The 13388-nt window shown below is 35.6% G+C and carries 10 protein-coding genes; 6 read left to right on the top strand and 4 right to left on the bottom strand.

Annotated elements, in window-relative coordinates:
* Positions 1-91: 91 nt before the first annotated feature.
* On the bottom strand, positions 92-823 hold the full coding sequence (locus ULVI_RS12735; protein WP_068593179.1) for a peptidylprolyl isomerase: 732 nt from the start codon (positions 821-823) through the stop codon (positions 92-94).
* A gap of 2 nt (positions 824-825) precedes the next feature.
* On the opposite strand from ULVI_RS12735, the gene ULVI_RS12730 reads away from it, so the two are divergent.
* Together ULVI_RS12730 and ULVI_RS12725 are read left to right on the top strand one after the other, a co-directional pair.
* Entirely contained in the window at positions 826-1467 is a 642-nt protein-coding gene (locus ULVI_RS12730; protein WP_068593178.1) for an NUDIX hydrolase, read from the top strand.
* A gap of 104 nt (positions 1468-1571) precedes the next feature.
* Positions 1572-2375 carry a lysophospholipid acyltransferase family protein gene (locus tag ULVI_RS12725; RefSeq protein ID WP_068593214.1) on the top strand — a complete coding sequence of 268 codons (804 nt, stop codon included), beginning with the start codon at positions 1572-1574 and terminating at the stop codon, positions 2373-2375.
* Between the two features lie 33 nt (positions 2376-2408).
* On the opposite strand, the gene ULVI_RS12720 is transcribed toward ULVI_RS12725, so the two are convergent.
* The gene (locus ULVI_RS12720; RefSeq protein WP_068593213.1) at positions 2409-3287 is read right to left on the bottom strand and encodes a lysophospholipid acyltransferase family protein; all 879 of its coding nucleotides are present in this window, start codon (positions 3285-3287) and stop codon (positions 2409-2411) included.
* 54 nt (positions 3288-3341) lie between these two features.
* Between ULVI_RS12720 and ULVI_RS12715 the strand changes: the two genes are divergently transcribed.
* Complete coding sequence (locus ULVI_RS12715) at positions 3342-3989, top strand: rhomboid family intramembrane serine protease (protein ID WP_068593177.1); 648 nt, start codon at positions 3342-3344, stop codon at positions 3987-3989.
* A gap of 11 nt (positions 3990-4000) precedes the next feature.
* Positions 4001-4690, top strand: coding sequence for an SIMPL domain-containing protein (locus tag ULVI_RS12710; RefSeq protein ID WP_068593176.1), 690 nt, complete (start codon positions 4001-4003; stop codon positions 4688-4690).
* Here the strand turns inward: ULVI_RS12710 and ULVI_RS12705 are convergent, their stop codons facing one another.
* Positions 4691-5803: a TlpA disulfide reductase family protein gene (locus ULVI_RS12705; protein WP_068593175.1), complete on the bottom strand. Its 1113-nt coding sequence runs from the start codon at positions 5801-5803 to the stop codon at positions 4691-4693.
* A 136-nt stretch (positions 5804-5939) separates the two neighbouring features.
* Between ULVI_RS12705 and ULVI_RS12700 the strand changes: the two genes are divergently transcribed.
* Positions 5940-8306, top strand: coding sequence for a cell surface protein (locus ULVI_RS12700; RefSeq protein WP_068593174.1), 2367 nt, complete (start codon positions 5940-5942; stop codon positions 8304-8306).
* Here ULVI_RS12700 and ULVI_RS12695 read toward each other — a convergent pair.
* Entirely contained in the window at positions 8303-9532 is a 1230-nt protein-coding gene (locus ULVI_RS12695) for a Pycsar system effector family protein (protein ID WP_068593212.1), read from the bottom strand. The two genes, ULVI_RS12700 and ULVI_RS12695, sit on opposite strands and share 4 nt — an antisense overlap.
* Positions 9533-9659: 127 nt before the next feature.
* Here ULVI_RS12695 and ULVI_RS12690 point away from each other — a divergent pair, with 127 nt between their 5' ends.
* On the top strand, positions 9660-13370 hold the full coding sequence (locus ULVI_RS12690; protein WP_068593173.1) for a metallophosphoesterase: 3711 nt from the start codon (positions 9660-9662) through the stop codon (positions 13368-13370).
* The last annotated feature ends 18 nt before the right edge of the window (positions 13371-13388 follow it).

Below are 13388 nucleotides of genomic sequence, written 5' to 3'. Positions count from 1 at the left end.
CTTTTTCTGAAGTGCAGGTACAGGCTACAGAGGTTACTATTGGAAGAAGTAGTGCGATGGTTAATAGTACCTTTGTAATGTTCATAGTATTTTAATTTAATACTTCTACTTCAATAAATACGTTTACTAAGGGCCATTCCCCGTCGTCTTGTTTTAAATTAGCAATTTTTTCGACCACATCCATTCCTTGAGTTACTTTTCCGAAGACCGTATAATTACCGTCGAGATGACTGGTAGACGTTTGGGGACCCAAAAAAATAAAAAATTCGAAAGGCATGGATTTTTTATCCGGATTTTCGCGGTATTCTTTAGCTCCCGATATGCTTCCGTAGGTATGATTGTATTTAATTTCTGAAGGGATAAGATAGTCGTTTCCTATCGCATTTCGTTTTCTCGGCACCGAAACATCATCACTATTTCCCCCTTGAATAATAAAATTAGGGACAACTCTATGAAATTGAGTTTCCGTAAAATAACCCTGTTTTATGAGATATATAAAATTAGCTCGATGCAGCGGAGTATCTTTATAAAGTTCTAATGTTATTTCTCCCAGTCGAGTAGTTAGTTTCACCTTAGTTTCTGGATGATCGTTACCATATTTGGTGAGAAATTCACTCACATTCTCATTCGTAATTTTTTCGTACGAATCATTATTAATTATTTTTTCTTCGGAATTTTTTTCTTCTGAAATCACTTCGTTGGAAGAAGCATCTTTTTTTACTTCTGAAGCTGTATGCTCTTTTTCGGCAGTAGCCTTTTTCTTATCTTCACAGCTTGTTGTACTAAGAAGAGCTACCATTAATATGAAAGTCAAAAATCGCATAGATGGAATTTAATGAATTTAAAAGTCGGATTGTAAAAATAGCAAAAATGGAGCTTCCGGGCGAAATCGTACAACATAAAATGGCTCCTATTGAACGTATCCAAGAACTTAAAAATCAAGCGAGATTAAAACAGACGGCACGAAAAGCAGGAGTGATGGCGTTGTTTTACCCTAACAATGATGGAGAAACATTTCTTATTTTAATTCTTAGAAAGACCTATAAAGGCGTTCATTCTGCTCAAGTAGGTTTTCCCGGTGGTAAAGTAGAACTAGAAGATACCGATATAGAACAAACCGCCTTACGAGAAACGGAAGAAGAAGTAGGAGTGCCACAAAATGCAATTGCTGTAGTAAAAAAATTAACAGAGATATTCATACCTCCCAGTAATTTTTTTGTGCAACCATTTATTGGGATCACAGAAGCAACACCAAAGTTTATTCCGCAGGAAGAGGAGGTAGAAGCTCTTATAGAAGTTCCGTTACAACATTTTATGGATGATAATATTTTAATCACTAAAAAAATTACGACATCCTATGCGGTTGATATAGAAGTTCCTGCATACTTATTAAACGAGCATGTTGTTTGGGGAGCTACCGCAATGATGTTGAATGAAGTTCGTGAAATGCTAAAAGAGGTGCTGTAAGGCGTTAAATTTGTATCTTTGAATTTCGGCTTTATTGCAACCTCACCATTTTACGGAATATGCTGCATGACGCCGATCGAATTTTGATCACAGAAAAACAGTATATGGGGCTCTTCAAGAAAAATCCATTTGGACATATTCTTTTTTTAAAATTATGGTTAATCCGCATTTTAGGGGCATTAACGCATCGGCGGTTTAAAGGTTTTAATAAACTGGAAATTGATGGCAGTGAAATTATTAAAAACCTTCCCGACACCAATGTATTATTTGTATCGAATCATCAAACGTATTTTGCAGATGTGGTTGCTATGTTTCATGTATTTAATGCGAGTCTAAGCGGAAGACAGGATAGTATAAAAAATATTGGGTACCTCTGGAGGCCAAAACTAAACATGTACTTTGTAGCTGCAAAAGAAACAATGCAGTCTGGATTATTACCTAAAATCATGGCATATGCAGGTTCTGTAAGTATTGAAAGAACTTGGAGAGCGAAAGGAGAAGATGTTAATAGACAGGTGAAATTAAGTGATGTGAGCAACATTACAAAGGCATTAAATGATGGGTGGGTAATTACCTTTCCGCAAGGAACTACGAAACCGTGGAAACCAATAAGAAGAGGAACCGCACATATTATAAAAAAGAACAAACCCATTGTTGTCCCCATTGTAATCGATGGTTTTAGACGCTCGTTCGATAGAAAAGGCTTGCGTATAAAGAAGCGTGGAATTTTGCAATCAATGGAGATTAAAGAACCGTTAGATATCGATTACGAAAACGATACCGTTCAACAAATCGTAGAAAAATTAGAATACGCTATCGAGCAGCATCCTTCATTTTTAAAAGTAATCCCGCAAGAGACATTGCAATCTGAGGAAGAGCTTAACAAAGAACGACAATGGCGTTACTAGAATAGGTAAACTAAGCGAACACTAAAAAAGGGGCTAATTTTCGGTTTTGCGGTATTTCCAACGTCTATGCGACCAAAGATAATATTCAGGATGTTTACGAATTTGAGCTTCTAATTCATTTAAAAAAAGTCTCGTAATCTCAAAATCTTCTTTCGTGTTAGGATCTTCCGCTAATGGAATAAACCGGACAGAGTAAAAACCACGTTTCACTTTTTCTACTTTAAAATAAACAGTTGCGAAATCTAACTTTTTCGCTAACGATTCGGTCCCTGTATATACGGGTACATCGATGCCCATAAATAGATCTCGGTGACCATTTGCATCGGGTCGTGGCGATTGGTCTGATATAATTAAGGTTACAGATAAAATATCTTTTTTTACACTTCGGTATAATGCTGGAATAACATGTTTACTTTTTATAAGTGTAGCGCCAAACCGTTCTCGTAGATTTTTTACAAACGAATCAAAATATGGATTTTCAATTTTCTTATAAACAGCATAATTTTTATAACTATTTTGATTATTTAAAACACCACTCCATTCCCAATTAGCGTAATGACCACTCATTAATAAGACGCTCTTTTGTTTTTTATGTAGCTCTTTAAGTACTTCGAGATTTTCGAATGTATATCTTTTACCAAGTTCTTTTTCTGTAATAGTCATCCCTTTAATAGCTTCAAAAATAAGGTCGCAGAGATGTTTGTAGAATTTTTTACATATTAGGTTTCGTTCAGCTTCTAATTTCTCGGGAAAGGCTAGTTGTAAGTTTTGCTTAATTACCTTCTTTCGATATCCTACTATATAGTAAAGTAAGAAGTAAAGCATGTCAGATTTTAAGTACAATAACCAAAATGGCATTTTTGAAATAAGCCAGATAATTGGATACACTAAAAGATAAAGTTGCCGTTGCATGGGTAAATTTACGGCAAATCTACCTAAATTTATTCCTAAAATAATTGATCTGTTATGCCCAACATACATATTGCCGTTATCATTATTATTGCTGCCAACGTAATTATCTCACTAAAAGGAATTAACGACTATGCTTTTTTCGAAAAGTACAAGTTTAACATTGCTGGCATTCGTCGAGGAGAACAGGTCCGCATGTTCACTTCAGGGTTTTTACACGTAGATTACAATCATTTATTATTTAATATGCTTACGCTGTATTTTTTCGCTGGAGTAGTGATTCATTATGTAGGCGTAACCAAATTCGTAATTATATACTTGGCTAGCTTATTGGTTGGAAACTTGGTATCCTTCTTTTTTCATAAAGATGAATATCACTACAGTGCTGTAGGAGCTAGTGGAGCTGTGATGGGGATTTTATACGCAGCGATCCTTTTTATTCCCGATCAGAATTTATATTTATTCTTTGCAATTCCTATTCCTGCTTGGTTATTTGGTTTGGCGTACTTATTGTATTCTATCTACGGAATGAAAAAAAGAATAGGAAATATCGGACATGACGCGCACATTGGAGGAGCTATCGCCGGCTATGCACTAACTCTGTTGTTTGTACCTTCACTACTGCAAACCAGCCTTTGGATTGTCGCTTTATTGGCGGTTCCTATTATCATACTAGTGATTTTAACGCAACTAGGAAAACTTTAAATTTAATTACTATGAAAAAAACAGCTTTAGTACTAATACTTTTAATAACAACAATTATGAATGCACAAACCCCTAATCCAACTTCCACGGTTGACGTAAGCGGAGAAGGAGTAGTCAATGTCACCCCCGATGAAGTAACTATTCGTGTTCGTGTTGAAAATACTGGGAAAAATACGACCGTTGTTAAACAACAAAACGATCGAACTGTAAATGATGTTTTAGCTTTTTTAAGATCTATGGGAATAGAAAACAAAGATGTACAAACACAGTATGTAAATCTTCAGAAGAATTACGAATACAATACGAAGACCTATAACTACGCTGCCAATCAGTCTATTTCTATAAAAGTTCGAAACTTAAGTAAATACGAAGATATAATGAATGGTTTGCTTGAAAGTGGGATTAATAGAGTAGATGGTGTTTCGTTTTCTTCATCAGAAAAAACCAGGTTAGAATCTCAAGCACGTAAAAAAGCAATGCTCGATGCCAAACAGAAGGCTACAGAATATGCCTCTGCTCTAGATCAAGAAATTGGGAAAGCTGCTTCAATAAGTGAGTTTCAACAAATAAACAACGGTCCTCAACCTATGTTTAGAACTTCAATGATGGTAGAATCTGATGCTTCTGGAGGGCAACAAACGCTAGCTCCTGGCGAAATGGAAATCAAAGTTCGTGTAAATGTGAGCTTCTACTTATATTAATTACTGTCCAAGCAAAGAAGCGATTTTTGCTTCCAAGGCAGGACCCCTTAAGTCTTTATCTATGATCTTTCCGGTTTCATCTAATAAAAAGGTGGCCGGAATAGATCGTATGTTATATTGTCTTGCAATAGGACCTTGCCAAAATTGAAGATTAGAAACGTGATACCAATCCATATTATCGTCTTCGATAGCTTTTAACCACTTGTCTTTTTGCCCCGGACGATCTAGAGAAACACTTATAATGTTAAGTCCTTTATCGTGGTATTTTTCGTAAACACGAACAACATTAGGATTCTCGATACGACACGGCTTACACCATGAAGCCCAAAAGTCGATAATGGTATATTTTCCCAGTGCATCCTTAAGAGCAAGAGTTTCGCCATTAGGAGTGGGCGCACTAAAATCTGGAGCCATACCCCCAACATCGGTTAATGCTAATCCATCAAGAACTTCTTTTACTTTAGAAGCTAATGGAGTTGCCGCTATTCTCGGTGTAAAATTATCTACAATTTCGTTAGCTTCGGAAGGAGTTATTTCCTTACGATTTAGCATTTCTGAAAGTAGCATTACTGAAAACAATGAATTGTTATTTTCCTCTAAAAATTTCTTTTTAAATGCTTTGTCTTCGTTTACTAACTGAAGGTTTTCTTGTTGAATTGCGGCTATCTGCTCGTTGTCTTGATTCGATCTTGCATTTTTAAAACGCTCTACGTTGGCTTGACGTTTTTTATTAAGTTCGAGTGCTTCTTGAGAAAAATTACGAAATCCTTCATTTTGCATTCCTCCAGTTACGTAAGAAGCATTTACACTATCTTTATACACAGTAGCTTTCATGTCTACATTTTCGGGGAAGTAGAGCACAGTAGCTTGTGTTCCTTCAGGACGTAAAAAATGAATGGCTAACGTTTCAGATTTTGGATATGTACCAGAAAAAGAACCTTCTGTTACCGAAAGTGTATCAATAACTTCCGTCTTATTATCAGTCACTTTAAAGACCATGATGTTGGTTCCATCTTCATAACCTTCCGCAGTACCATTAAGCGAAAAGCTGTCAGATTCAGAATTACATGAGATGAGTGCAATAGCAGTAAGAAGTAAGAGTAACCGTTTCATATTTGTTAATTTTTATGCAAAAATACAGGTATTTAGTTTTCAAAAAAATTAGCATTCTCAAATTATTGTTAATTCTTTTAATGGCACCCGACAAATAAAGGTATAATGAGTATTTTTACTAAATAATTACCTCGCAATGAATACAAATAAAGGGGACTTCCCTCTGGACATCGTAGTAAGTTTCAATAAACTTTTTGGACTCTATAGGGCTCATTTAAAGTCGGACAATCCTGTATTGGTCTCAAGAGCCGAAGCGATGCTGACTATTGCGGAAAAATATCCTATACTTTCTGAAGGCTTAAAAACAAGGAAGGATATCGATCAGTATAGAGAACAGATCGATATTATTTTAGAAGATGTTTTTAGTTCGGTACTTTCTTCTAACGAAATTAAGATTGCTAGTCTTCCCTACAATGAATATATTTTTAAAGCCTCTGCACGTTACAACAAAATTATCGCAGCTGCAGGAAAAGATTTTCAATTAGAACTAAATAATTTTTCTGAAGACGAATATTTTGTACTTGGATGTAGTATTATTCTAGGGATTTACTACGGAAAAATTATAGACTTTAAAAGACCTTTTTATTACAGCATACCCGATGAAAATGGAATAAATAAGAGTTATCGTGTTCTTTATAATGCTGACTTTGTTGAAGTTGAAAAGACAAGTAAAGCGATCGATATTACGGAAGAAGATATAGATGAATTGCTTGAAAATTTTGATAATGTTGCTCTTTGGAAAGAAAAATTCCCTCCCGGGAGCTGGATTTTTAAAGGATTTGTAATAGCAAATATGTTCGATGTAACGATGGATGTGTCATTGTCCGACTTTAAAGCGAATTTATTACGAAGAGAAGTTCATGGAGGTACTTTAAATAAAGAGTTTGAACGTATTTTTAGAGCCATATTCAACCTTCCAGAATTACGTATTGGATTTTCAGACTTTAATAGTGAAGATGAGACTTTCGAGCGCATGTTGTATAAAGACATTGATAGTTTTATTTTAAAAGGACAGCGCAGTCAACATACTAAAGATGCGTTATGCGATGCCTCTTATTATACGCTCTTTAAACAGCATGATTTTTACTGTATTACCGATACCGAGCGATATCACAAGTTATATCCTAAAAATATTCTGTATAAGAAACTATTAGATCAAGGAGTTCGGAGTGCGATTTTGGCTTCTATCGTAGAAAATGAAGAAGTTGTAGGAGTTTTAGAATTAGTGTCGCCAAACGCAAATGAGCTAAATACAATCAACGCTAATAAGTTAAAAGATGTAATGCCTTATTTAGAAGATTCGGTAATACGATCTAAAGAGCGTCTTGATAACGATTTGGAACTTATCATTCAAGAAGAGTGTACAGCCATTCATTCAAGTGTGCATTGGAAATTTAGAAAAGAAGCGAAACGTTATTTAAATTCGATAGCGAATAACAATCCGTCGTTTTTTCGTGAAATTGTTTTCGATGATGTATATCCGTTATATGGACAGATCGATATTAAAGGCTCTTCCGAAGCAAGGAATGTGGCCACAGTAAAAGATCTTATTCTTCAATTAGAACATATTCAGACAATAGTAAAAAGCATCTTTCAAGTTGAAGGATTTCCTATATACGAACAACTTGAATTTAGAGTTGAAAAATACCTCAAAGAATTAAATGAAGACTTTCAAGTTGATAGTGAACGACAGGTTTTAAAGTTTTTAAATACAGAGATCATTCCTTTATTTAAGCATCTTTCTAAAAAGAGTGAAACTCTAAAAGGATTAATCGATGAATACAATGAGAAAGTAGATAACCAAAGCGGTTTTATTTACCAACATCGTAAAGACTACGATGAGTCTGTAATGCTTATCAACAAGCGAATGGCTTCTATTTTAGATAGAAAGCAAGTGGATGCTCAAGCCATGTATCCACATTATTTTGAACGTTTTAAAACCGATGGAGTAGAGCACAACCTGTATATTGGAGAGTCGATTACCAAGAAAAAATCATTCCATAAAATTTATCTTTATAACCTTAGATTGTGGCAATTACAAGCTATGTGCGAAATGGAGAATAGTTACTATAAATTAAAGGAACGCCTCGCTATACCATTAGATGTTGCATCTATGATCTTAGCATTTAATAGTCCGTTGTCACTGCGTTTTCGTATGGATGAGAAACGATTTGATGTGGATGGCACTTACAATGCGCGTTATGAAGTAGTTAAAAAACGAGTAGATAAAGCTAATATTAAAGGGACAGATGAGCGTGTAACACAAGCTGGAAAGATCTCGATAATTTATTCACAGAAGGAAGATGAAAAAGAGTATTTAAAATACATTTCATTTTTACAATCTAAAAAACAACTTCTAGATGACGAAGAAATTGTTGAGTTAGAAGATCTACAAGGCGTTACTGGTTTAAAAGCAATTAGAGTAAGTGTTCTTTACACACGTGGAAAAGACGCGAAAGAATACTATACTTATGAAGATTTAATCGCCCAGTTAGAAGCTTAATTAGTTGGTTTCTCTATAATTTGCTGGACTTCTGCTACCGTAAGATCGGCAAATGCAAACGAAACTCCAAAGGCAAGAATAGACACTACAATTCCAACCACGAAAGTAGTATACGTAAGGCGTAGAATTCTGTATTTTCTATCTAGTACTTTTCCCAGAAAGTAAAGATCTTTTGTAAGAGATTTGTAAATATAATCTCGGTCTTTTAAGAGTTCATCGATCGCCCATTGGTATTGAGATAATTCCATTTTATGAAAATTACCAAAAAAGGTAAGATTCACACTTTTATTTTCAACGTCCTCTTTAGTGAATTCTCCTCGGGTCACATTTGGGCGGGTTGCAATAACAGCGAGAATCATTGTAATGGTACTAGATACAATAAAAATAGTAGTAGGCCACAGCAAATAAGGGTTGGTGTCGAATTTAGAAAATAAATTACCAATAGTCACCGAAATTATAATCGCATTTACCGATAACAAAATGTTCGCTTTGGTATCTGCAATATCACTTAACTTAATGTGGTTTCTTAAAGCAGTTCTATAAAAGGTCTGAATTCCCCGATCTGGGCTTGCATCTTTGTACTTTACTTTTAACTGCGCTTTTAATTCTTCTTTTTTTAATTTCTTTTTATACTTCTTTTTGGCCTCCATAAGTGTCGCAAGATTTTCTTGCTTCACGGGTTGCCAATTATTTAATGCATAATCGGTATAAAATTTATGTTTTTCAACGAACATTTTAATATTTTCATTACGCCATTGGCGTCCTGTAAAATCTTTCACACCTTGAAACTGATACTCTTGTCTTAAAAACTCACTAGCTTCTTCGAAATAATCTTTTCCAAGATGTGAAGAATCCGCATCACGAATCATTTCTTCCAACTCATTTGTGGGAACGGTATCTTTAAATTTTGTGGCAAGAATACATTTTTCAACACCTTCAATAATGTCTTTTTCTACATTCTTAGAAGAGAGAAATTCTCGCGCTATTTTTGCACTTTCTTCTTCATGTCCTTCTCGTTTCACAATGTACCCTGTGTCGTGCAATAAAGCCGCTAGTTGTAGGATTGTAGCATCTTTAACATTAATTTGTGAATGTTCAATAATTTCATTTATACTTTTATAAACGCGTTTAGAATGGGTATAATTATGGTATACAAAGGTACTAGGCAACTTTTCCTTAAAGAGTTGTTGAATGTATTGGTCGGTTGCTTCAATAATTTCGCTCATAAATGCATTTTTGAGAAACCAAATTACAAAAAATAAGAGTGCTATTCTATCGCTGTCAAAAATTAACATCAATATAACTTTTTTGAATGTTGCCCGATATGCCTCAAATGTATAGTTGATATTATTTATGCTTCAGAAGAAAATTCTCTACGGAATACTTATTGTCTTATTACTTAATGCCTGCGCTGCCTATGAACCTCAATATCGCGAATCGGATAGAGCAGAAACATTCCCTTCTGAAAAAGAAATTGAAAAAACATTTTATCTTGTAGGGGATGCTGGACTTTCTCCTTTAGCAGGAATGAGTGAAGGTCTTACTGTTTTCAACGAGTACATGAAAACACAAGAAGTTCCGGGAAATTACACCATTTTCTTGGGAGATAATATTTATCCCGATGGAATGCCCCCTAAGGAAGAAGCAGGTCGTTCCATCGCAGAATATTATATTGATGCACAATTAAAAACAATCGAGAATTATGATGGAGAGTTTTTCTTTATTCCAGGTAATCACGAATGGTATAATGGTGGTTTGCCAGGGGTAAAACGAGAAGAAGATTACATTAAAGTAAAATCGGGAAACTTGAATGCCTTTCAACCTGAAAATGGGTGTCCATTAAAGAGTATCTCGGTGTCAGACAACATACAGTTGATCATGATCGATTCGCAATGGTATTTAGAAGACTGGAATGCCAATCCCACAATCAATGAAAATTGTGATATTAAAAGTAGAGAAAAACTTTTTATAGAGATTGCTCTGGAAGTTGAGAAAAATAAAAACAAAACCATTTTATTTGCCATGCATCACCCCATGTTCACCAATGGAACTCACGGTGGTTTCTTCGGTCTAAAAAAACATTTGTATCCTACTCAAAGTAAACTTCCTCTACCTGTATTATCTTCATTAGTTGTTCAAATACGGTCTCAAGGAGGAGTTTCTGTTCAAGATAGATATAACGAATTGTACAATGACCTTATGAATCGCTTGGCTACAATTGCAAAAAAACACGACAAATTTGTTTTTGCTTCTGGTCACGAACATACCTTACAGCATTTTGAAAGTGATGGGTTGGTCCAGATCTTATCAGGTTCAGGAGCAAAAGCATCACAAGCATCGTTAGGAAAAGATGCCTTATTCGTCACAGGAGCACAAGGATTCGCAGTAATGGATGTGTTTAAAGATGGATCAACTTGGGTTCGTTATTATATAGCAGATGCTCAAAAAAAACCAAAATTAGTCTTTGAAAAAGAAGTTTTTCCTCCTTCAAAAGTTTTCGAGGTAGCTCAGCTTCCCAATGAATTTCCTCAAACCATAGAAACATCTGTATACCGAAAAGATACCATTAGGGAGTCTTTGTTTTTTAGAACGATCTACGGGAAAAAATACGAAAAAGCTTATACTACACCAGTCACGGCTAAGGTAGTAGATCTTGATACACTTTACGGCGGACTTACACCAATTCGACAGGGAGGGAGAAGTGAGTATGACGAACTAAAGTTAAAAGATGCGAACGGAAATCTTTATACCATGCGTGCATTGGCAAAAAACGCATTGGAGGTTTCTCGACAAGTTCCTATCGAAGAAGCAACGAAGGCAGGAGAAACAGATACAAATTCAGAAGTAATAAATACATCAGGCTTTAATCAAGACTTCTATACTACGTCGCATCCGTATGCCGTGATGGCAATTCCCAGAATGGCAGATGCCGTAAATATTTTCTATACAAAGCCCGAATTATATTACGTACCCAAGCAGAAAGCACTTCAAAATTACAATGAAAAATTTGGTGACGAATTGTATTTAATAAGTGTCGAGCCAAGTGTAGAAAGTGATAACGATAGTACATTTGCATACCCTAACGATATAGAAACTACAGACGATATCTTAATCAAGCTCCGCGAAAATGATGACATTCTCGTTGACGAAGAAAACTATTTAACATCACGACTTTTCGATATGTTGATCGGAGATTGGGACCGCGAAGATGATCATTGGCGTTGGGCAGAATATTTTAGAGCGGGTAAAAATTTATATGTTCCCATTCCCAAAAATCGAGACGATGCTTTTTCGAGTTTCGATGGTAATATTCTAGATGTGGCACGTTCTTTATTTAGTGGAACTAGAGAAGCCCATATTTATCGCCCAAATCTTACTAATCACGAATGGTTTAATAAAGAAGGTGTTATTTTAGACCGCGCCATATTAGAACGCTCTGGTAGAAGTCAATGGACCTTTACAGCAAAAACAATGCAAGCAAATCTGCTTGACGAAGTGATCGATGATGCTTTTAAAGATCTTCCGGTCTCAGTGCAGGAAGAAACTCTCGAAGAATTAAAGAATATTTTAAAAGAACGCAGAGATAACCTAGTTGATATTGCAAATGGTTATTTCGATTACCTGTCCAAATTACAAACACTAACGGGTACCGATCAAGATGATTATATCGAAATTACACGACTTCCAGAAGGAAAAACTAATGTAAAACTATACGATACCAAAGCGGGAGAAAAAGGAGATATAATTGTTAATCGAACTTTCGACCACGCAAATACTCGTGAGGTCTGGATCTACGGTCTGGGAGGAAACGACATAGTAAAAACGAGTGGAAAAGATAATGACCTTATTTACATGCGGTTTATTGGTGGAAAAGGAACCGATTCTTTCGACATTACAGATGGAAGAAGAATTAAATTTTACGATCACAAAAGTAGACCCAGTAAAGTGATTAAAAATGATGGAGGAAGTCTGGTTTTCTCAGATCTTTATGATTTAAATACCTACGATTATCGAAAACAGTTAGAAGTCACCAAGCGAGTGGCCCCAGGATTTGGCTATAATCCCGATGACGGACTTAAAGTTGGAGTTGAATTTATTTATACAGTGAATAGTTTTAAAAGAAATCCGTTTTCTAAACGTCATATTCTTGGTGCAGGATATTATTTTGAAACATCAAGTTTCGATTTTGATTATAGTGGTGAATTCGCGAACACTATAGGCGATCTTAACCTAAGTGTTGGAGCACATATTTCTAGTCCTAATTACACTGTAAATTATTTTGGCTTCGGAAATGAATCTCGAAATGCTGAAGATGAATTGGGGTACGATTACAACCGCATCGAACTGCAGAAAAATTCGATCGATGTTGGATTGCTCCGAAATTCTAATTTTGGTAGTATTTTTAGATTACAAACACGTTTTGAAGCTATTCGATTAAACGAAAGTTTTAATGATCTCTATTTAGATAAAGGAATCACTCAATTAGAAAACACACAATATTTCGGATCATTAGAAGCTGTATATACCTATCGAAGTTTCGACGATGCCGCAAATCCTTCTCGAGCGATGTTGTTCGATCTTACTGTAGGAGCAACAGAAAGTTTATCGAATACTAGCCAATACTTTGGGTACATTCGCTCCAGAATAGGATTTTACAATGCACTTATACCAAGTGAAAAGTTAGTGTTAAAAACTAATATTCAATCTAAATTTAACATTGGAAACCGTTTCGAATTTTACCAAGGAGCCATTTTAGGAGGAAACTCAGGGTTACGCGGATTTCGGGAAGAACGTTTCGTGGGACGGTCTTCGTTAGTGGGAAGTGCCGATGTTCGTTTTAGTTTTAACGAATTTAAGATTGAACTGTTTCCCCTTCAAGTGGGGGTTTTTGCAGGAGGAGATCTCGGTCGTGTCTGGACTCCGACAGAAGATTCAGACCAATGGCATACTTCGTACGGAGGTGGGCTTTGGGCAAACGGTCCCGGAGGTATAGGGGGCACCTTTTCTCTTTTTAATTCTATAGAAGGAACACGATTTACTTTTGGAGTTGGACTTAGCTTTTAATCTGTCCTTTTCTACGGC

This window comes from Cochleicola gelatinilyticus, assembly GCF_001637325.1.
GTDB lineage: Bacteria > Bacteroidota > Bacteroidia > Flavobacteriales > Flavobacteriaceae > Cochleicola > Cochleicola gelatinilyticus.
This window is presented reverse-complemented; position numbering and strand designations above follow the sequence as displayed.